Origin of the sequence: Streptomyces sp. NPDC007872 (genome assembly GCF_042868165.1) — a bacterium.
Lineage (GTDB): Bacteria > Actinomycetota > Actinomycetes > Streptomycetales > Streptomycetaceae > Streptomyces.
In genome coordinates, this window is record NZ_JBIAEA010000005.1 from 243455 (window position 1) to 264064 (window position 20610).

The 20610-nt window shown below is 69.4% G+C and carries 18 protein-coding genes; 9 read left to right on the forward strand and 9 right to left on the reverse strand.

The window, feature by feature from the left end; genetic code table 11:
• Nucleotides 1–136 precede the first annotated feature (136 nt).
• Both trxB and trxA read left to right on the forward strand, forming a co-directional pair.
• Nucleotides 137–1120 (forward strand): thioredoxin-disulfide reductase, encoded by a 984-nt coding sequence (trxB, locus tag ACFYNX_RS19695; RefSeq protein ID WP_388662854.1) that lies wholly within the window; start codon nt 137–139, stop codon nt 1118–1120.
• 47 nt (nt 1121–1167) lie between these two features.
• Nucleotides 1168–1500, forward strand: a complete 333-nt coding sequence (gene trxA / locus ACFYNX_RS19700; RefSeq protein ID WP_351973838.1) for a thioredoxin — start codon at nt 1168–1170, stop codon at nt 1498–1500.
• A gap of 88 nt (nt 1501–1588) precedes the next feature.
• On the opposite strand, the gene ACFYNX_RS19705 is transcribed toward trxA, so the two are convergent.
• The 9 genes from ACFYNX_RS19705 to rpmH form a co-directional block, all read right to left on the reverse strand.
• Complete coding sequence (locus ACFYNX_RS19705; protein WP_388662857.1) at nt 1589–2206, reverse strand: GNAT family N-acetyltransferase; 618 nt, start codon at nt 2204–2206, stop codon at nt 1589–1591.
• 167 nt (nt 2207–2373) lie between these two features.
• Nucleotides 2374–3354, reverse strand: a complete 981-nt coding sequence (locus ACFYNX_RS19710) for a ParB/RepB/Spo0J family partition protein (protein ID WP_388662859.1) — start codon at nt 3352–3354, stop codon at nt 2374–2376.
• Nucleotides 3351–4445 (reverse strand): ParA family protein, encoded by a 1095-nt coding sequence (locus ACFYNX_RS19715; protein ID WP_388662860.1) that lies wholly within the window; start codon nt 4443–4445, stop codon nt 3351–3353. Before ACFYNX_RS19715 ends, ACFYNX_RS19710 begins: the two co-directional genes overlap by 4 nt.
• Nucleotides 4446–4737: 292 nt before the next feature.
• A complete protein-coding gene (rsmG, locus tag ACFYNX_RS19720) occupies nt 4738–5454 on the reverse strand; it encodes a 16S rRNA (guanine(527)-N(7))-methyltransferase RsmG (protein WP_033208766.1) in 717 nt (238 codons plus the stop codon).
• Between the two features lie 121 nt (nt 5455–5575).
• A complete protein-coding gene (locus ACFYNX_RS19725) occupies nt 5576–6088 on the reverse strand; it encodes a protein jag (protein ID WP_388662863.1) in 513 nt (170 codons plus the stop codon).
• A 30-nt stretch (nt 6089–6118) separates the two neighbouring features.
• The gene (yidC, locus tag ACFYNX_RS19730; RefSeq protein ID WP_388662865.1) at nt 6119–7453 is read right to left on the reverse strand and encodes a membrane protein insertase YidC; all 1335 of its coding nucleotides are present in this window, start codon (nt 7451–7453) and stop codon (nt 6119–6121) included.
• A 3-nt stretch (nt 7454–7456) separates the two neighbouring features.
• Nucleotides 7457–7783 carry a membrane protein insertion efficiency factor YidD gene (gene yidD, locus ACFYNX_RS19735; RefSeq protein ID WP_125664307.1) on the reverse strand — a complete coding sequence of 109 codons (327 nt, stop codon included), beginning with the start codon at nt 7781–7783 and terminating at the stop codon, nt 7457–7459.
• Nucleotides 7780–8151, reverse strand: coding sequence for a ribonuclease P protein component (rnpA, locus tag ACFYNX_RS19740; protein WP_388662867.1), 372 nt, complete (start codon nt 8149–8151; stop codon nt 7780–7782). Before rnpA ends, yidD begins: the two co-directional genes overlap by 4 nt.
• 21 nt (nt 8152–8172) lie before the next feature.
• Nucleotides 8173–8310: a 50S ribosomal protein L34 gene (rpmH, locus tag ACFYNX_RS19745; RefSeq protein WP_015659252.1), complete on the reverse strand. Its 138-nt coding sequence runs from the start codon at nt 8308–8310 to the stop codon at nt 8173–8175.
• Between the two features lie 397 nt (nt 8311–8707).
• Between rpmH and dnaA the strand changes: the two genes are divergently transcribed.
• The 7 genes from dnaA to gyrA all read left to right on the forward strand — a co-directional run bounded on the left by dnaA (nt 8708) and on the right by gyrA (nt 20593).
• Entirely contained in the window at nt 8708–10519 is a 1812-nt protein-coding gene (gene dnaA / locus ACFYNX_RS19750; RefSeq protein WP_388662870.1) for a chromosomal replication initiator protein DnaA, read from the forward strand.
• A gap of 885 nt (nt 10520–11404) precedes the next feature.
• The gene (dnaN, locus tag ACFYNX_RS19755) at nt 11405–12535 is read left to right on the forward strand and encodes a DNA polymerase III subunit beta (protein ID WP_125664301.1); all 1131 of its coding nucleotides are present in this window, start codon (nt 11405–11407) and stop codon (nt 12533–12535) included.
• A gap of 190 nt (nt 12536–12725) precedes the next feature.
• Entirely contained in the window at nt 12726–13604 is an 879-nt protein-coding gene (gene gnd / locus ACFYNX_RS19760; protein WP_365539780.1) for a phosphogluconate dehydrogenase (NAD(+)-dependent, decarboxylating), read from the forward strand.
• A 56-nt stretch (nt 13605–13660) separates the two neighbouring features.
• Complete coding sequence (gene recF, locus ACFYNX_RS19765) at nt 13661–14782, forward strand: DNA replication/repair protein RecF (protein ID WP_388662873.1); 1122 nt, start codon at nt 13661–13663, stop codon at nt 14780–14782.
• A gap of 13 nt (nt 14783–14795) precedes the next feature.
• A complete protein-coding gene (locus ACFYNX_RS19770) occupies nt 14796–15365 on the forward strand; it encodes a DciA family protein (RefSeq protein WP_365539779.1) in 570 nt (189 codons plus the stop codon).
• 543 nt (nt 15366–15908) lie between these two features.
• A complete protein-coding gene (gene gyrB, locus ACFYNX_RS19775; protein ID WP_365539778.1) occupies nt 15909–17939 on the forward strand; it encodes a DNA topoisomerase (ATP-hydrolyzing) subunit B in 2031 nt (676 codons plus the stop codon).
• A gap of 41 nt (nt 17940–17980) precedes the next feature.
• The gene (gene gyrA / locus ACFYNX_RS19780; protein ID WP_365539777.1) at nt 17981–20593 is read left to right on the forward strand and encodes a DNA gyrase subunit A; all 2613 of its coding nucleotides are present in this window, start codon (nt 17981–17983) and stop codon (nt 20591–20593) included.
• The last annotated feature ends 17 nt before the right edge of the window (nt 20594–20610 follow it).

A 20610-nucleotide genomic window follows, 5' to 3' on the forward strand; every position in this document is an offset into this window, starting at 1 on the left:
CCCTCTTCCCGCCCCGGTCACGTGCCGCGCGGCGGTCTCGGGAATGCGCGCCCCTTAGGATCCGTTGGGTGGGGTGAGCGACCGAGACAACCGCCCCCGTAGGCAGTGGCAGTCTGCAGAGACGAGGAAGAAACCCGTGAGCGACGTCCGTAACGTGATCATCATCGGCTCGGGGCCCGCGGGATACACCGCTGCGCTCTACACCGCCCGAGCGTCGCTGAAGCCTCTGGTCTTCGAGGGTGCGGTCACCGCCGGTGGCGCCCTGATGAACACGACCGAGGTCGAGAACTTCCCCGGCTTCCGCGACGGCATCATGGGCCCGGACCTCATGGACAACATGCGGGTCCAGGCCGAGCGCTTCGGCGCCGAGCTCGTCCCCGACGACGTCGTCGCCGTGGACCTGACCGGTGAGATCAAGACCGTCACCGACACCGCCGGCACCGTGCACCGTGCCAAGGCCGTCATCGTCACCACGGGCTCCCAGCACCGCAAGCTCGGCCTCCCCAACGAGGACACCCTCTCCGGCCGTGGTGTCTCCTGGTGCGCCACCTGCGACGGGTTCTTCTTCAAGGACCAGGACATCGCCGTCGTCGGCGGCGGCGACACCGCGATCGAGGAGGCCACCTTCCTCTCGCGCTTCGCCAAGTCCGTCACGATCGTCCACCGCCGCGACACCCTGCGCGCCTCGAAGGCCATGCAGGACCGTGCCTTCGCCGACCCGAAGATCTCCTTCGCCTGGGACAGCGAGGTCACCACGATCCACGGCGACCAGAAGCTCAGCGGCTTGACCCTGCGCGACACGAAGACCGGCGTGACCCGCGAGCTGCCGGTCACCGGCCTCTTCATCGCCGTGGGTCACGACCCGCGGACCGAGCTCTTCAAGGGTCAGCTCGACCTGGACGACGAGGGCTACCTCAAGGTCGCCGCTCCGTCGACGCGCACGAACCTCCCGGGTGTCTTCGGCGCCGGTGACGTCGTCGACCACACCTACCGCCAGGCCATCACGGCCGCCGGCACCGGCTGCTCCGCCGCACTCGACGCCGAGCGCTTCCTGGCCGCCCTCGCCGACACCGAGAAGGTGGCCGAGCCCGAGAAGCTGGCCGAGACCCCCGTGGTCTGACCCCTGTCTACTCCCCACCCACACCCCGCGAGTTCAAGGAGGCCACTGTGGCCCTGAAGTCTGTGACCGACGCCACCTTCGAAGAGGAAGTCCTCAAGAGCGACAAGCCCGTTCTGGTGGACTTCTGGGCCGAGTGGTGCGGCCCGTGCCGCCAGATCGCCCCGTCGCTCGAGGCGATCGCCGCCGAGCACGGCGAGATCGAGATCGTGAAGCTCAACATCGACCAGAACCCCGACACGGCCGCCAAGTACGGCGTCATGTCCATCCCGACGCTGAACGTCTACCAGGGCGGCGAGGTCGTGAAGACCATCGTCGGCGCCAAGCCGAAGGCGGCCATCCTGCGCGACCTGGAGGGCTTCGTCGAGCCGACCAAGGCCTGACGCTCCTTCGCTGTTTCACGTGAAACACGCACGCGGAACAGCAGCGGCCCGCTCCCTCACCGGGGCGGGCCGTTCTCGTCTCCGGACACTAGAGGGGCCGCAGGGCAGGTTCTTTCTGTACGGCTCCGAGTAGACGGTCCAAGGCCAACTCGACGTCCTCCTTCCAGGAGAGCGTCGTCCTGAGGTCCAGCCGCATCCGGGGAAAGGCGTGGTGCGGCCGGACGGTCTTGAAGCCCACCGCGAGCAGGTGGTCGGCCGGCAACATACAGGCCGGCTCCTTCCACCGGGCGTCCCCGAACGCCTCGATCGCCTTGAAGCCCCGCCTCAGCACGTCCTTGGCCACGGTCTGCACCATCACCCGGCCCAGCCCCTGGCCCTGATAGCCCGGCATGATCCAGGCCGTTATCAACTGGACGGCATCCGCCGCCACAGGGCTCGTCGGGAAGGCCGTCGACCGCGGCACATAGGCCGGGGGAGCGTAGAGAACGTAGCCGACGGGCACCTCGTCGACGTAGACCACCCGCCCGCAGGAGCCCCATTCCAGGAGCACGGCCGAGATCCAGGACTCCTTCTCCGACTCCGAACGCCCCGCCTGGACGGCGGCCTCACCACTGACCGGGTCGAGCTCCCAGAAGACACAGGAGCGACACCGCTTGGGGAGATCCGGAAGGTTGTCCAGCGTGAGCGGTACGAGCCGACGCCCCACGGCTGCTCCTCGCTTCCCTCGCCTCCGCGTACGGATGTGCCTCCTGAAATCGTATCGATCAGACGATCAGGAGGACACCGCCCACAGGCAAAGGGCGGGCCACGCCCCGGTGGAACCGGAGCACGACCCGCCCTCGGGGTCTCGTCGGAGCGAGGAGAGCGCGGCGGTCAGCCCTGGGCGGCCTCTTCGACGGGCTTCTGGTCCAGCACCCGGCCCTCGCCGGGAGCCAGGGTCGAGAGGATCCGCTCCAGGTCGTCCATGGAGGCGAACTCGACGACGATCTTGCCCTTCTTCTGCCCCAGGTCGACCTTCACCCGGGTCTCGAAGCGGTCCGAGAGCCGGGTGGCCAGGTCCGTGAGGGCGGGCGAGACACGAGCGCCGGCACGCGGCTTCTTCGGCTTGACCGCACCGGCGGGCTCCTCTGAGTCCATGAGGCTCACGATCTCCTCGACAGAACGCACCGAGAGCCCCTCGGAGACGATCCGGGCCGCCAGCTTGTCCTGGGCCTCCATGTCCTCCACACCGAGCAGAGCCCGCGCGTGGCCGGCGGAGAGCACCCCGGCGGCGACCCGGCGCTGCACCGGAGGAGAGAGCCGCAGCAGACGCAGCGTGTTGGAGATCTGCGGGCGGGAACGTCCGATCCGGTCCGCGAGCTGGTCATGGGTGCAGCCGAAGTCCTTGAGCAGTTGCTCGTAGGCGTGCGCCTCTTCGATCGCGTTCAACTGCGCCCGGTGGAGGTTCTCCAGGAGGGCGTCCAAGAGCATCTTCTCGTCGTCGGTCTCCCGGACGATCGCCGGGATCCGGTCGAGCCCCGCCGTCGTGGAGGCCCGCAGACGCCGCTCGCCCATGACGAGCTCGTAGCGGTCGCCGTCGACCTTGCGCACGACCACGGGCTGGAGCAGACCGACCTCCTTGATGGAGGTGACCAGCTCCGCGAGGGCGTCCTCGTCGAAGATCTGTCGCGGCTGGTGCCGGTTGGGCACGATGGCGTCGATCGGGATCTCGGTGAAGTACGCCCCGGCAGGAGCCTTCGGCTCGGCCGTCTTCACGGCCTCGGCCCATGTCACCGCCGACTCGGGAGACGGAGCGCTCTGCGGGATCAGCGAACCGAGCCCGCGCGGCCCCAATCCCCTACGTCGCTCACTCACTGAATTCCCTCCGACATGCTGCGCTGATGGTTCTGGTGCCCCACACGTGCGTGCTGGGCGTCATAGTTCACGGTGACGCCCCGGAGGGCGATCTCACGAGCCGCTTCGATGTACGACAGGGCACCACTGGAGCCCGGATCGTACGTGATCACCGTCTGGCCGTAGCTCGGCGCCTCCGAGATGCGGACGGAGCGGGGGATGCTGGTGCGCAGCACCTCCTCGCCGAAGTGGGTGCGCACCTCCTCGGCGACCTGGGAGGCGAGCCTCGTCCGGCCGTCGTACATGGTGAGCAGAATCGTCGAGACGTGGAGGGCGGGGTTGAGGTGCCCCCGGACCAGCTCGACGTTCTTGAGGAGCTGACCGAGGCCTTCGAGGGCGTAGTACTCGCACTGGATCGGGATCAGCACCTCGGCCCCCGCCACCAGGGCGTTGACCGAGAGGAGGCCGAGCGAGGGCGGGCAGTCGATCAGGATGTAGTCCAGCGGCTGCTCATAGGCCTGGATCGCCCGCTGGAGGCGGCTCTCACGCGCCACCAGGGACACCAGCTCGATCTCCGCACCAGCCAGGTCGATGGTGGCGGGGGCACAGAAGAGGCCTTCCACGTCGATGACGGGCTGCACCACTTCGGAGAGCGGGCGACTGTCCACCAGGACGTCGTAGATCGAGGGCACGCTGGCGTGATGGTCGATGCCGAGCGCCGTGGAGGCGTTGCCCTGCGGGTCCAGGTCGATGACCAGAACGCGGGCGCCGTGCAGGGCCAGGGACGCGGCGAGATTGACCGTCGTGGTCGTCTTGCCCACGCCGCCCTTCTGGTTGGCGACCACCATGACGCGAGTCCGGGCCGGGCGGGGAAGTCCCTCACCGGCACGCCCCAGGGCCTCTACCGCCAGTTGGGCAGCACGGCCGATGGGGGTGTCGTCCATGGGGGGCGGTGTTTCCATGGAGGCCGATGTTTCACGTGAAACATCGCTTCCCACCGATTCGGTTCGGGGACCGGGGACCGGATCGGTCATCGGTCCCGCGATGTTGGCGTCGGACCGCAAGGATTCACTCTCCTCGGCTTCGGGCTCGCGATGAGGAGAGCCTGCCATGCTTTCGGGGTCGCGAACCAGCGAGGTCGGTGGTTCTGTGGAGGAATCCACCTCTGTGGACATCTCCGTAACCCTCGCGGGTGGATTCACGCGGGGCCTACGGTCCCGGGGCGTGGCGGCCGCACGACCGCGACTGATGATCCCCTGCAGCAGCGAGCGATGTTTCACGTGAAACACCATGCCCGTGCCATCCCGCCGGGGCCGGTCGACACTCCGAAATCGGACGTATGCGACGCCCGGCGGCGTCAGCGAGCTCCTGCCGGCAGATGTCCCCCTGCCGGCAGGACTTCCCTCAGCGGCGTCGGCGGGTCTTGCTCGTACGGGCGGCCTTGGCCCGCTTGGCCGCGAACCGCACACCGCCGGGGCTCTCACCGACCTCCACCCGGACGACCGTGGACAGCGGATCGACGATGCCCTCGCCCACGTGCAGCACCGAGGTCTCCACCACACCGAGTCGGGAGAGCGCGGCACGGGCGCCGTCGATCTCTTCCTGGGCGGTGTCGCCCTTGAGCGCCAGCATCTCTCCGTACGGGCGCAGCAGGGGAACGCCCCAGCCGGCCAGCCGGTCCAGCGGGGCCACCGCGCGGGCGGTCACCACGTGCACGGGCGTGATCTTGCCGAGCATCTCCTCCGCGCGCCCCCGGACCACGGTGACGTGGTCGAGGCCGAGCAGCTCGACGACCTCCTGGAGGAAGTTCGTCCGGCGCAGCAGCGGTTCGAGGAGCGTGATCTTCAGGTCCGGCCGGACCAGGGCCAGAGGGATGCCGGGGAGACCGGCGCCCGAGCCGACGTCGCAGACGGTGACGCCCTCGGGGACGACCTCCGAGAGGACGGCGCAGTTCAGCAGGTGGCGTTCCCAGAGCCTCGGGACCTCGCGGGGGCCGATCAGACCGCGCTTCACACCCGCGTCCGCGAGGAGCTCGGCATACCGCACGGCCTCCGGGAAGTACTCACCGAAGACTGTCCGTGCCTGCTCCGGCGCCTCGGGGAGCTCCGCTGCCTCCGTCACGGGAACCGTCCTTCCGTACCGCACGCATGCCGTGCGAGCGCACTGTGGTGGTGGCTGAACTATCAGGCTGACAAAGATCGGCCCCGCCTGCGAACAGACGGGGCCGAGACTACGTGAGGGGTCAGGCCGGGAGCACGACGACGAAGCGCTGCGGCTCCTCGCCCTCGGACTCACTGCGCAGACCGGCGGCGGCGATCGCGTCGTGCACGACCTTGCGCTCGAAGGGCGTCATCGGGTCCAGCTTGACCGGCTGGCCGCCGGCCTTCACCTCGGCCGCGGCCTTGGCGCCCAGCTCGGCGAGCTCGGAACGCTTCTTGGCCCGGAAGCCGGCGATGTCGAGCATCAGACGGCTGCGGTCCCCGGTCTCCCGGTGCACGGCGAGGCGGGTCAGCTCCTGGAGCGCCTCCAGGACCTCGCCGTCGCGGCCCACGAGCTTCTGGAGGTCGCGGCTGTGGGAGTCGCTGATGATCGAGACCGCCGCCCGGTCCGCCTCGACGTCCATGTCGATGTCGCCGTCGAGGTCGGCGATGTCGAGCAGGCCTTCGAGGTAGTCGGCCGCGATCTCACCCTCCTGCTCCAGGCGGGTCAGGGTGTCGCCACCCTCGGCGGCGGCGGAGGTGGTGCCTTCCGTCACGGACGGGCTCCTTCTTGCGTCGGGGGAGGCTTACTTCTTGGAGGACGGGTGCTTGGGCCGCTGCTGGCCCTTGCGCTGGCCGGTCTTGCCCTGCTGCTGGCGGGAACCGCCGGAGTTGGCACGGCTCGGGCGCGCGGGCTTGTCGCCCTGGGCCTCGCCCTTCGTACCGGTGACGTCGGAAGCACCGGTCTCGGCCGGTCCCTGGGGCTTCTTCTCGAGCGAGGGGGACGCCTTCTCGGCGGCCGGCTTGGTGTCCTCCCCGGCGTCCTTGGAGAGGGACGGCTGGACCGCCGCGGCCTGGCGCTGGGCCTTGGTCTGGCGCTTGGGCTGCTGACGCCTGGCGACGGCGCCGCTCTCGGCCTCGGCCGTGAGGGTGTCGCTCTTGATCACGGTGCCGTCGGCCTGGGCGGCGAAGCCGGCCTTGGTGAGGCCTCCGAAGAAGCGACGCTCGTTCTCGTTGCGGTCGGTGCCCTTGGCGACGACGACCTTGACGACGCTCTTCCGGCGGCGACCGCGGACCTCACCGTGCTGGGTGATGCTCTTGAGCAGGCGCTGGAGGTAGGCGTCCTGGGCCTTGCTGCCCGGCGTCGGGTTCTGGTTGATCACGTACATCTGCTGGCCCATGGTCCACACGTTGGTGGTCAGCCAGTAGACGAGGACACCGACGGGGAAGTTGATGCCCATGACGGCGAAGATCACCGGGAAGATGTACATGAGCATCTTCTGCTGCTGCATGTACGGGGTCTTCACCGAGAGGTCGACGTTCTTCATCATCAACTGGCGCTGGGTGAAGAACTGCGAGGCCGACATCATGATGATCATGACCGCGGTGACGATGCGGACGTCGGTCAGCGAGGCGTCGAGGGCGGCGACCTTCGCGGCGCTGTCGGTGAACTTGGCGGCCAGCGGGGCGCCGAAGATGTGGGCCTGACGAGCGCTCTCCAGGAGCGGACCGTCGATCTTGCCGATCTCCTTGCCCGAGGCGATCGCGGAGAGCACGTGGTACAGGGCGAAGAAGAACGGCGACTGCGCCAGGATGGGAAGGCACGAGGAGAGCGGGTTGGTGCCCGTCTCCTTGTACAGCTTCATCATCTCTTCGGACTGGCGCTGCTTGTCGCTCTTGTAGCGCTCCTGGATCGCCTTCATCTTCGGCTGGAGCGCCTGCATGTTCCGCGTCGACTTGATCTGCTTCACGAAGAGCGGGATCAGGCAGATGCGGATCAGCACCACCAGGGACACGATGGACAGACCCCAGGCCCAGCCCGTGTCGGGACCGAAGAGCGCCCCGTACATCTTGTGGAACTGGACGATGACCCAGGAAACGGGCCAGGTGATGAAGCTGAACAGACTGGCAATCGTGTCCACTAATCAGGCTCCTTGAGCATTGGACGAGGTCTCTGCGGCCGGGCTCGTCTCGGTGGTGGACCCGCCCGTGTCCCCGCGCAGCGCGTTCCTCAGCATTTCGTGCCAGCGGGGGCGCTTCCGCGGGGGGACATGGTCCACGCCGCCGGGCGACCACGGATTGCACCGCAGGATGCGCCAGGCGGTCAGGGCCGTGCCCTTGATCGCGCCATGCCGGTCGATGGCCGTGAATCCGTAGTGGGAACACGACGGGTAGTACCGGCAGACGGGGCCCAGCAGGGGGCTGATCGTCCACTGGTACAGCTTGATGAGAGCCAGCAGCGGGTACTTCATCGCGTGCCCCCTCCCAGGAGCCGCTGGAGAGCGGCGTCCAGGTCTCGGGCGAGCTGTGCGTGATCGGCGTCGCCGGCTCCGGGCAACGCCCGTACCACCACCAGGCTACCGGGGGGGAGGGCGGAGATGCGGTCGTGGACGAGGTGACGCAGACGACGCTTCACCTGGTTGCGTACGACCGCCCCGCCCACGGCCTTGCTCACGACGAAACCCGCACGCGTCGGGGGAGCGCTCTCCCCAGGCGCGTGCGGGTCCGTTGCACCGCTGCGTAGGTGGACGACGAGGAGCGGGCGACCGGCCCGGCGCCCTCGGCGTACCGCGGTTGCGAAGTCCTCGCGCCGCCTCAGCCGATTCTCGGTAGGCAGCACGTCATGACCTGTTTAAGTGGATCAGGCGGACAGGCTCGCGCGACCCTTGGCACGGCGGTTCGCCAGGATGGCGCGGCCGGCACGGGTGCGCATGCGCAGGCGGAAGCCGTGGGTCTTCGCGCGACGACGGTTGTTCGGCTGGAAGGTGCGCTTGCTCACTCGGGGGCTCCAGAAATGATTCGGGTGGTGGCGGGACATCGCCTGGCTGTCACCGTGCGCCCACGAGTAGCTCGCAATACGCCCGAGTGCACCGCTTCGTGATCACGGAGAGTGATCTTTGCCCATCGGAGGCAGGCGGCAGCAGCCATCGACAACTCGACCTGGTTACGGTACGCGCGGCTACGCCATCCGGTCAAACCGACCCGTTGCCGCCCCCCATTGTGCACAGCCTGTGGACAACAACTTGAACCGCGTCAGTCCGCCCGACTACCGTGGGCGGACTCCACAATCTTTTCCGTTCTGTCCTCACCTGTCCCCGACGGACCGGTGATCCGGACTTCGATCCACCGTCCCCCGAGAACCACACCTTCGTGGGACCTGCGAGAAAGCGTGCCCTGTGGCTGACGTACCTGCCGATCTTGCCGCAGTGTGGCCGCGGGTCCTCGAGCAGCTCCTCGCCGAGGGCCAGCAGGGGATCGAGCCCAAGGACAAGCAGTGGATCGAGCGCTGCCAGCCGCTCGCCCTGGTCGCCGACACGGCCCTCCTGGCCGTGCCCAACGAGTGGGGCAAGCGCGTCCTGGAGGGCCGGCTCGCCCCGCTGATCAGCGAGACCCTCAGCCGCGAGTGCGGCCGGCAGATCCGGATCGCGATCACCGTCGACGACTCCGTCGGCGAGCAGGCGCCGCCCGCGCCCACCGTGCCCCAGCCGCAGCAGCCCCGGTACGACGAGCGCGACCGGCCCGAGTCGTACGACAAGTACGAGAAGTACGAGGGCTACGGCCACCGGCCGATGCCCGACGACGGGCTGCCGAACGCGCGCCCGGCCTACCCGGACTACCAGCAGCCGCAGCGGCCCGACCCCGGTTCCTGGCCGCGCACCCAGGAGGACCTCTCCTGGCAGCAGCCGCGGCTCGGCGGCTACCAGGAGCGCGCGCCGTACACGGGCCCCGAGCAGTCCCGGCAGACGCGCTACGACGAGCCCTCCCACGGCTACGAGCAGCAGCGGCCCGAGCGCGCCGAGCTGCCCGACCCGCCGGGCCACGCGGCGCGCCCCGGCCCCCGCCCGGGCGGCGGTCCGGTCCCCGGCCCCGGCCCCGGCCCCGGGGGCGTCCACGGCTCCCCCTCTTCCGGTTCCTCCGGCTCCTCCGGGCAGGGCGCCGGCGCGCCGGGCGAGCAGCACGCGCGGCTGAACCCGCGGTACCTCTTCGACACCTTCGTGATCGGTTCCTCGAACCGGTTCGCGCACGCGGCCGCGGTCGCGGTGGCCGAGGCGCCGGCGAAGGCGTACAACCCCCTCTTCATCTACGGGGAGTCGGGGCTCGGCAAGACCCACCTGCTGCACGCGATCGGACACTACGCGCGGAGCCTCTACCCGGGCACGCGCGTGCGGTACGTGAGCTCCGAGGAGTTCACCAACGAGTTCATCAACTCGATCCGCGACGGCAAGGGCGACACCTTCCGGAAGCGCTACCGCGACGTGGACATCCTGCTCGTCGACGACATCCAGTTCCTGGCGAGCAAGGAGTCGACGCAGGAGGAGTTCTTCCACACCTTCAACACCCTGCACAACGCGAACAAGCAGATCGTCCTCTCCTCGGACCGGCCGCCCCGCCAACTGGTGACCCTGGAGGACCGGCTCCGCAACCGCTTCGAGTGGGGCCTCACCACCGACGTGCAGCCGCCGGAGCTGGAGACGCGCATCGCGATCCTCCGCAAGAAGGCGGTGCAGGAGCAGCTCAACGCCCCGCCGGAGGTACTGGAGTTCATCGCCTCCCGGATCTCGCGGAACATCCGCGAGCTGGAGGGCGCGCTGATCCGGGTGACGGCCTTCGCGAGCCTCAACCGGCAGCCGGTGGACCTCGGGCTCACCGAGGTCGTCCTCAAGGACCTGATCCCCGGCGGCGAGGACAGCGCGCCGGAGATCACCGCGCCGGCGATCATGGCGGCCACCGCCGACTACTTCGGCCTGACGGTGGAGGACCTCTGCGGATCCTCGCGCAGCCGCGTCCTGGTGACGGCCCGCCAGATCGCCATGTACCTGTGCCGCGAGCTCACGGACCTGTCGCTGCCGAAGATCGGCGCGCAGTTCGGCGGCCGCGACCACACGACGGTGATGCACGCGGACCGGAAGATCCGTGCCCTGATGGCGGAGCGGCGCTCCATCTACAACCAGGTCACCGAGCTGACCAACCGCATCAAGAACGGCTGACACCGCCTCCTCCTACGGGCGCTCCGGGACTCCTCCCGGGGCGCCCGTAGGCGTTTCCGGGGGGTCTCGCGGGGGGTCGCAGGGGGCCGTAGGGAGTCGTCGACGGCCGACCACAGGCTGGGGACGGCCCGGGAACGGGCCGAGGACGAGCCGACGGCGGGGCGGCTCTGTTCGATTGCGGCGTTCCGCTGGCGGGTTCTCCACAGATTGCGGGATGATCACCCGTCCACAGGGTGGGGACTGCGAAGTTATCCGGATTTTGTCCACAGGACCGCCTGGTGACAGGGCATCGCGCCAGCTCAGACCCCTGGGGAATTGTTGGCAAACGTTATCCACAGGTTGTGGATGGAAGTTTCGTCCACAGGAGGCCTCGAAGGTTGTCCACTGGCCGCCCACAGGGGACGGCCGGTTGCCCACAGCTTCTCCACAGCGCTGTCCACTGTTCGGCAACGAAACACCCGTCCTCACCTTGTCGAGTGAAAGCCGTCACACCAAGGGAGACGATTGGGCTGTGGGGAACCTGGGTAAAGCTGGGGACAGCGCTGGGGAGAACTCCCTGTGTCCTGTGTATGGGGTGTGCAGAACTTTCGGGTGTCCACAGAGACCCCTGGTTTTCCACCGGTGTCACCCACAGGCGCGGTGGACAAAAAACTGGGTCTGACCTGCGTGGACGGGGTTATCCACGGTTTCCACAGGCCCTACTACTACTCCCACATAGAGTTAGCTCGGAATCCGCTTCGAAGCAGGGCCTGTGCACAACTCGGCGCCGGAGCTCCGACCGCCCCTCGTCCCGACTTGACCCCGAGCAGCGACGAGTGTCGGTGGCGTACGTCAGACTGGTTCCCGCAGTCGACGAAGAGCCAGCAACAGCAGGAGGCGGTTCCGGTGAAGATCCGGGTGGAGCGCGATGTACTCGCGGAGGCGGTGGCCTGGGTGGCCCGCAGCCTCCCGGCCCGTCCGCCGGCGCCCGTACTCGCGGGCCTTCTGCTGAAGGCCGAGGACGGCGCCCTGAGCTTCTCGAGCTTCGACTACGAGGTCTCGGCGCGGGTCTCGGTCGAGGCGGAGGTCGAGGAGGACGGCACCGTCCTCGTCTCCGGCCGCCTGCTCGCCGACATCTGCCGCGCCCTCCCCAACCGTCCCGTGGAGATCTCCACAGACGGTGTACGGGCGACCGTGGTCTGCGGCTCCTCCCGCTTCACCCTCCACACCCTGCCTGTGGAGGAGTACCCGGCGCTGCCGGAGATGCCCACCGCGACGGGCACCGTCCCCGGCGAGGTCTTCGCCTCCGCCGCCGCGCAGGTGGCCATCGCCGCCGGCCGCGACGACACGCTGCCCGTCCTCACCGGCGTGCGCATCGAGATCGAGGGCGACACGGTCACCCTGGCCTCCACCGACCGCTACCGCTTCGCGGTCCGCGAGTTCCTGTGGAAGCCGGAGTCCCCGGACGCCTCCGCGGTCGCCCTGGTGCCCGCGAAGACCCTCCTGGACACCGCGAAGGCGCTCACCAGCGGCGACACGGTCACCCTGGCGCTCTCGGGCTCCGGCAAGGGCGAGGGCCTCATCGGCTTCGAGGGCGCGGGCCGCCGCACCACCACCCGCCTCCTCGAGGGCGACCTGCCGAAGTACCGGACGCTCTTCCCCACCGAGTTCAACTCGGTCGCGGTGATCGAGACCGCCCCCTTCGTCGAGGCCGTCAAGCGCGTGGCCCTGGTGGCCGAGCGCAACACCCCGGTCCGGCTGAGCTTCGAGCAGGGCGTGCTGATCCTGGAGGCGGGCTCCAGCGACGACGCACAGGCTGTGGAGAGGGTCGACGCGCAGTTGGAGGGCGACGACATCTCGATCGCCTTCAACCCGACCTTCCTGCTCGACGGCCTGAGTGCGATCGACTCCCCGGTCGCCCAGCTCTCCTTCACGACCTCCACCAAGCCGGCGCTGCTCAGCGGCAGGCCCGCCGTGGACGCCGAGGCGGACGAGGCCTACAAGTACCTGATCATGCCGGTGCGGCTCAGCGGCTGAGGCCGGTCGGATCCTGCCGGGGGTCCGGGGGTCGCCCCCCGGGAGACCGCAGTATGCCGGTGCGGCTCAGCGGCTGAGGCCTTGCTCCGGGGGCGTCGCCTGAGCGGCTGACCCCACAGGTGTGCACCCGCGTCCGGGCGTAGGCTCGGACGCGGGTACGAACCGCACACGACGCTTAAGGAATCATCTGATGGAGCTCGGTCTCGTCGGTCTCGGCAAGATGGGCGGCAACATGCGCGAGCGCATCCGCCGCGCAGGCCACACCGTCATCGGATACGACCGCAACCCGGACCTCGCCGACGTCCACAGCCTCGAAGAGCTGGTGGGCAAGCTCAAGGGTCCGCGCGTCGTGTGGGTCATGGTCCCGGCCGGTGCCGCGACCCAGTCCACCATCGACGAGCTGGCCGACCTGCTCTCCCCCGGCGACGTCGTCGTGGACGGCGGCAACTCGCGCTGGACGGACGACGAGAAGCACGCCGGGGAGCTGGCCGCCAAGGGCATCGGCTTCGTCGACTGCGGCGTCTCCGGCGGTGTCTGGGGCCTGGAGAACGGCTACGCGCTGATGTACGGCGGCGACACCGAGAACGTCGCGAAGGTCCAGCCGGTCTTCGACGCGCTCAAGCCCGAGGGCGATTTCGGCTCGGTCCACGCGGGCAAGGTCGGCGCCGGCCACTTCGCGAAGATGGTCCACAACGGCATCGAGTACGCGATGATGCAGGCCTACGCCGAGGGCTGGGAGCTCCTGGAGAAGGTCGACTCCGTCACCGACGTGCGCGAGGTCTTCCGCTCCTGGCAGGAGGGCACGGTCATCCGCTCCTGGCTGCTCGACCTGGCCGTCAACGCCCTGGACGAGGACGAGCACCTGAACGGGCTGCGGGGCTACGCGGAGGACTCCGGCGAGGGCCGGTGGACCGTCGAGGCCGCCATCGACAACGCCGTGCCGCTGCCCGCGATCACCGCGTCCCTGTTCGCGCGGTTCGCCTCGCGCCAGGACGACTCCCCGCAGATGAAGATGATCGCCGCGCTGCGCAACCAGTTCGGTGGCCACGCGGTCGAGAAGAAGAAATAATCCACAGGCTGTGCACCCGGCGGTGCACAGCAGCCGGGGAAGGTCGGCGCCCAACCATGCACGTCACGCACCTGTCGCTGGCCGACTTCCGTTCCTACGCCCGGGTCGAGGTCTCGCTCGACCCGGGCGTCACCGCTTTCGTGGGCGCCAACGGCCAGGGCAAGACCAATCTGGTCGAGGCCGTCGGCTACCTCGCGACCCTCGGCAGCCACCGGGTCGCCTCCGACGCCCCGCTCGTCCGCGTGGGGGCGGAGCGCGCGGTCATCAGGGCCGCCGTCACCCAGGGCGAGCGCTCCCAGTTGATCGAGCTGGAGCTCAACCCGGGCCGGGCCAACCGGGCCCGCATCAACAGGTCCTCGCAGGTCAGACCGCGTGACGTGCTCGGCATCGTACGGACCGTGCTGTTCGCGCCCGAGGACCTCGCCCTGGTGAAGGGCGACCCCGGCGAGCGCCGGCGCTTCCTCGACGAGCTGATCACGGCGCGCGCGCCGCGCATGGCGGGCGTGCGCGCCGACTACGAGCGCGTGCTCAAGCAGCGCAACACGCTCCTGAAGTCGGCCGCGATGGCCCGGCGGCACGGCGGCCGGGGCATGGACCTGTCGACCCTGGACGTCTGGGACCAGCACCTGGCCCGGGCGGGCGCCGAACTGCTCGCCCAGCGGCTCGACCTCATCGGCGTGCTCCAGCCGCTCGCGGACAAGGCGTACGAACAGCTCGCGCCCGGCGGCGGGCCGGTCCTCCTGGAGTACCGGCCCTCCGCGCCGGGCGCCGGGACCACCCGCGAGGAGCTGTACGCACAGGTGCTCGCCGCGCTCGCCGAGGTCCGCAAGCAGGAGATCGAACGGGGCGTCACGCTCGTCGGACCGCACCGGGACGAGCTGCTGCTCAAGCTCGGGGACCTGCCGGCGAAGGGGTACGCGAGCCACGGCGAGTCCTGGTCGTACGCGCTCGCGCTGCGGCTGGCCTCGTACGACCTGCTGCGGGCCGAGGGCAACGAGCCGGTCCTCGTCCTCGACGACGTCTTCGCGGAGCTGGACGCGCGCCGGCGCGAGCGGCTCGCGGAGCTGGTGGCGCACGGCGAGCAGGTCCTGGTGACGGCCGCCGTGGACGACGACGTGCCGGGCGTCCTGGCGGGGGTGCGGTACGCGGTGGCCGGCGGAACGGCGGAACGCGTATGACCGTGGAGCGCGCATGAGCGAGGAAGACCTTCCCCAGGCTGTGGACAGTCCCGCGGCCCCCGGGGCCCCGGTGCCCGAGCCCTCCGGCGTCGACCTCGCCCGGGTCGCGCTGCGCGCCGCCAAGGAGCAGGCGAAGGCGCGGGGCGCGGCCGCGCAGCAGAAGAAGCAGGCCCGGCGCGGCGGCGGGCTGCGGTCCGGCGCGCGCGCCGACGGACGCGACCCGATGGCGCTCGGCGCCGCGATCAACCGGCTGATCACCGAGCGGGGCTGGGAGACGCCGGCGGCGGTCGGCGGGGTCATGGGCCGCTGGCCGCAGATCGTCGGCGAGGACCTGGCGAAGCACTGCGTGCCGGTGCGGTTCGACGACGATCCGGACGCGCGGGTGCTGACCGTGCAGTGCGACTCGACCGCGTGGGCCACGCAGCTCCGGCTCCTCGCGCCGAGGCTCGTCGCGCGGCTCAACGAGGACCTGGGGCACGGGACGGTGCGGATCATCAAGGTCCTGGGGCCGGGGGCGCCGCGGCGGGGGTACGGGGCGCTGCGGGCGCCGGGGTCGGTGGGGCCCGGCGACACGTACGGCTAGGGCGCCGGGCGGCCCGGGTCGTTGTTACGCGGGGTCCTTCGGGGCCCCGTTCTCGTGGTGCGGGTACCAGGAGAGGGCGCCGTGCGCGTGGGCGTCGTGCCCGCCCGTTCCGCCCCGGCGGAACGCACGGCCCACAACGTGGCGGAGCGCGCCCCCACAACGCGGTGGGGCGTGCCCCTACGACGTGGCGGTGCCTGCCCCCAGGACGTGGCCGGAGCACGCCCCGACGACGTGGTGGAACGTGCCCCCGCGACAGGGGCGGGCGCGCGTTCTCCGGCGCGGCCGATCCCCCGTTGACAACGTTCGCCACCCGCTGCCCACGCCCCGCTACGACCCGAAGCGCTGGGTGGCCGTCAGGGGGCTCTGGAGCCCCTATCCGAATATGGGGAGTCGTCTCGGTCCCGCTCAGGGCGGCACATGCGCATTCAGGTACCGGCAAACCCCCATGAGTGTCAGTGGTACCGGTAGACTGGAAGGCAAACCCGCCACCCCGCGGAAATGTCGAACGACGCAGCCGGCTCCCGTATGCCCGGAGTACGGCCTGTGCTGTGCCAGAAAGGGCGCTTCGTGGCCGATTCCGGCAACCCCAACGAGAACAACCAGTACACCGCCAGCAACATCCAAGTCCTGGAGGGCCTGGATGCGGTGCGCAAGCGCCCCGGTATGTACATCGGCTCGACCGGCGAGCGCGGTCTGCACCACATGGTGCAGGAGGTGGTCGACAACTCGGTCGACGAGGCCCTGGCCGGTCACGCGGACACCATCGACGTGACGATCCTGGCCGACGGCGGCGTCCGCGTCGTCGACAACGGCCGCGGCATCCCCGTCGGCATCGTCGCGTCCGAGGGCAAGCCGGCCGTCGAGGTCGTGCTGACGGTCCTCCACGCGGGCGGCAAGTTCGGGGGCGGCGGCTACGCGGTCTCCGGCGGTCTGCACGGCGTCGGCGTCTCCGTCGTCAACGCCCTCTCCACCAAGGTCTCGGTGGAGATCAAGACCGACGGCCACCGCTGGACGCAGGACTACAAGATGGGCGCCCCCACCGCGCCCCTCGCGCAGCACGAGGCGACCGACGAGACCGGCACCTCGGTCACGTTCTGGTCCGACCCGGAGATCTTCGAGACCACCGAGTACTCCTTCGAGACGCTCTCGCGCCGCTTCCAGGAGATGGCCTTCCTCAACAAGGGCCTGACGATCTCGCTCACCGACGAGCGCGAGTCCGCGAAGGCCACGGTCGGCGCCGACGACCCGGACGTCGAGGCCGCCGCCGAGCCGGCCGCGCGCACGGTGACGTACCACTACGAGGGCGGCATCGTCGACTTCGTGAAGTACCTCAACTCGCGCAAGGGCGAGCTGGTCAACCCGACCGTCATCGACATCGAGGCCGAGGACACGGAGCGCCTGCTCTCCGCCGAGATCGCGATGCAGTGGAACTCGTCGTACAGCGAGGGCGTGTACTCCTTCGCCAACACGATCCACACCCACGAGGGCGGCACCCACGAGGAGGGCTTCCGCGCCGCGCTGACGACGCTCGTCAACAAGTACGCGCGCGAGAAGAAGCTGCTCCGCGAGAAGGACGACAACCTCACCGGCGACGACATCCGCGAGGGTCTGACCGCGATCATCTCGGTCAAGATCGGCGAGCCGCAGTTCGAGGGCCAGACCAAGACCAAGCTCGGCAACACCGAGGCGAAGACCTTCGTGCAGAAGGTCGTCCACGAGCACCTGACGGACTGGTTCGACCGCAACCCGAACGAGGCCGCGGACATCATCCGCAAGGGCATCCAGGCCGCCACCGCGCGCGTGGCCGCCCGCAAGGCCCGCGACCTCACCCGCCGCAAGGGCCTCCTGGAGTCGGCCTCCCTGCCGGGCAAGCTCTCCGACTGCCAGTCGAACGACCCCACCAAGTGCGAGATCTTCATCGTCGAGGGCGACTCCGCCGGCGGTTCGGCCAAGTCCGGCCGGAACCCGATGTACCAGGCCATCCTGCCGATCCGCGGCAAGATCCTGAACGTCGAGAAGGCCCGCATCGACAAGATCCTGCAAAACACCGAGGTCCAGGCGCTGATCTCCGCCTTCGGCACCGGTGTGCACGAGGACTTCGACATCGAGAAGCTCCGCTATCACAAGATCATCCTGATGGCGGACGCCGACGTCGACGGCCAGCACATCAACACCCTGCTGCTGACCTTCCTCTTCCGCTTCATGCGTCCGCTGGTCGAGGCCGGGCACGTCTACCTCTCCCGCCCGCCGCTCTACAAGATCAAGTGGGGCCGGGACGACTTCGAGTACGCCTACTCGGACCGCGAGCGGGACGCCCTCGTCGAGCTGGGCAAGCAGAACGGCAAGCGGATCCGCGAGGACTCGATCCAGCGCTTCAAGGGCCTCGGCGAGATGAACGCCGAGGAGCTGCGCGTCACCACCATGGACGTCGAGCACCGCGTGCTCGGCCAGGTGACCCTGGACGACGCGGCCCAGGCCGACGACCTGTTCTCGGTGCTGATGGGCGAGGACGTCGAGGCACGTCGCTCGTTCATCCAGCGGAACGCCAAGGACGTCCGCTTCCTCGACATCTGAGTCGGTCTCCGCTGACCGTACGAAAGGACTGACGACCAGCAATGGCCGACGAAAACACCTCCGGCACCACCGAAGAGCAGGAGCCCGTGCTGCGGATCGAGCCCGTCGGGCTCGAGACCGAGATGCAGCGCTCGTACCTCGACTACGCGATGTCCGTCATCGTGTCCCGCGCGCTGCCCGACGTGCGGGACGGCCTCAAGCCCGTCCACCGGCGCGTGCTCTACGCGATGTACGACGGCGGCTACCGGCCGGAGAAGGGCTTCTACAAGTGCGCCCGCGTCGTCGGTGACGTCATGGGCACGTACCACCCGCACGGCGACACCTCGATCTACGACGCGCTCGTCCGCCTCGCCCAGCCCTGGTCGATGCGGCTGCCGCTCGTCGACTCCAACGGCAACTTCGGCTCCCCGGGCAACGACCCGGCCGCCGCCATGCGCTACACCGAGTGCAAGATGGCGCCGCTGTCGATGGAGATGGTCCGGGACATCGACGAGGAGACCGTCGACTTCCAGGACAACTACGACGGCCGCAACCAGGAGCCGACGGTCCTGCCGGCCCGGTTCCCGAACCTGCTGGTCAACGGCTCGGCCGGCATCGCCGTCGGCATGGCGACCAACATCCCGCCGCACAACCTGCGCGAGGTCGCCGAGGGCGCCCAGTGGTACCTGGCGCACCCCGAGGCCGGCCACGAGGAGCTGCTCGACGCGCTCATCGAGCGGATCAAGGGCCCGGACTTCCCCACCGGCGCGCTCGTCGTCGGCCGCAAGGGAATCGAGGAGGCGTACCGCACCGGGCGCGGCTCCATCACGATGCGCGCGGTCGTCGAGGTCGAGGAGATCCAGAACCGCCAGTGCCTGGTGGTCACGGAGCTGCCGTACCAGACCAACCCGGACAACCTCGCGCAGAAGATCGCCGACCTGGTGAAGGACGGCAAGATCGGCGGCATCGCCGACGTCCGCGACGAGACCTCGTCCCGGACCGGCCAGCGCCTGGTCATCGTGCTCAAGCGCGACGCCGTCGCCAAGGTCGTCCTGAACAACCTGTACAAGCACACCGACCTCCAGTCGAACTTCGGCGCCAACATGCTGGCGCTCGTCGACGGCGTGCCGCGCACCCTCTCCCTGGACGCGTTCATCCGCCACTGGGTGACGCACCAGATCGAGGTCATCGTCCGCCGGACCCGCTTCCGGCTGCGCAAGGCCGAGGAGCGCGCCCACATCCTGCGCGGCCTGCTCAAGGCCCTCGACGCGATCGACGAGGTCATCGCGCTGATCCGGCGCAGCGACACGGTCGAGGTCGCCCGCGGCGGCCTGATGGACCTGCTGAGCATCGACGAGATCCAGGCCAACGCGATCCTGGAGATGCAGCTCCGCCGACTCGCCGCCCTGGAGCGCCAGAAGATCGTCGCCGAGCACGACGAGCTCCAGGCGAAGATCAACGAGTACAACGCGATCCTGGCCTCGCCCGAGAAGCAGCGGACGATCGTCAGCGAGGAGCTGGCCGCGCTCGTCGAGCGCTTCGGCGACGACCGCCGCTCCAAGCTGGTGCCCTTCGACGGCGACATGTCCATCGAGGACCTGATCGCCGAGGAGGACATCGTCGTCACCATCACGCGCGGCGGCTACGTGAAGCGGACGAAGACCGAGGACTACCGCTCGCAGAAGCGCGGCGGCAAGGGCGTGCGGGGCACGAAGCTGAAGCAGGACGACATCGTCGACCACTTCTTCGTCTCCACCACCCACCACTGGCTGCTCTTCTTCACCAACAAGGGCCGGGTCTACCGGGTCAAGGCGTACGAGCTGCCGGACGCCGGCCGGGACGCCCGCGGCCAGCACGTGGCCAACCTCCTCGCCTTCCAGCCGGACGAGCAGATCGCCCAGATCCTGGCGATCCGCGACTACGAGGCCGCGCCGTACCTGGTGCTCGCCACCAAGGCCGGCCTGGTGAAGAAGACCGCGCTCAAGGACTACGACTCGCCCCGCTCCGGCGGCGTCATCGCCATCAACCTGCGCGAGCTGGACAACGGCGGGGACGACGAGCTGATCGGCGCCGAGCTGGTCTCCGCCGAGGACGACCTGCTGCTCATCAGCAAGAAGGCGCAGTCGATCCGCTTCACCGCCACGGACGACGCGCTGCGCCCGATGGGACGCGCCACTTCGGGTGTCAAGGGCATGAGTTTCCGCGCGGACGACGAACTGCTCTCGATGAATGTCGTCCGGCCCGGTACGTTCGTCTTCACCGCGACCGACGGCGGGTACGCGAAGCGCACCCCCGTCGACGAGTACCGCGTCCAGGGCCGCGGCGGCCTCGGCATCAAGGCCGCCAAGATCGTGGAGGACCGCGGCTCGCTCGTGGGCGCGCTGGTGGTCGAGGAGACGGACGAGATCCTCGCCATCACGCTGTCCGGCGGTGTGATTCGTACGCGAGTCAACGAAGTCAGGGAGACCGGCCGTGACACCATGGGCGTCCAGCTGATCAACCTGGGCAAGCGCGACGCCGTCGTCGGCATCGCACGGAACGCCGAGGCGGCCGGAGACGACGAGGTCGGCGACGCCGACGACATCGAGGGCGGTGTCGAGGTGACCGAGACCGCGGTGGTCGAGGTCGGGACAGCCGGGGGCACGGAGCCCTCGGCCGGGGAGCACGAGGAGTAAGAGCGTGAGTGGAGCCA

Coding starts and splice junctions, on each gene's coding strand:
- yidD (WP_125664307.1), bottom strand. CDS start 7,783: ATGAAGTACCCGCTGCTGGCTCTCATCAAGCTGTACCAGTGGACGATC.
- ACFYNX_RS19715 (WP_388662860.1), bottom strand. CDS start 4,445: ATGGCAGGCTCTCCTCATCGCGAGCCCGAAGCCGAGGAGAGTGAATCC.
- gyrA (WP_365539777.1), top strand. CDS start 17,981: ATGGCCGACGAAAACACCTCCGGCACCACCGAAGAGCAGGAGCCCGTG.
- gnd (WP_365539780.1), top strand. CDS start 12,726: ATGGAGCTCGGTCTCGTCGGTCTCGGCAAGATGGGCGGCAACATGCGC.
- ACFYNX_RS19770 (WP_365539779.1), top strand. CDS start 14,796: ATGAGCGAGGAAGACCTTCCCCAGGCTGTGGACAGTCCCGCGGCCCCC.
- recF (WP_388662873.1), top strand. CDS start 13,661: ATGCACGTCACGCACCTGTCGCTGGCCGACTTCCGTTCCTACGCCCGG.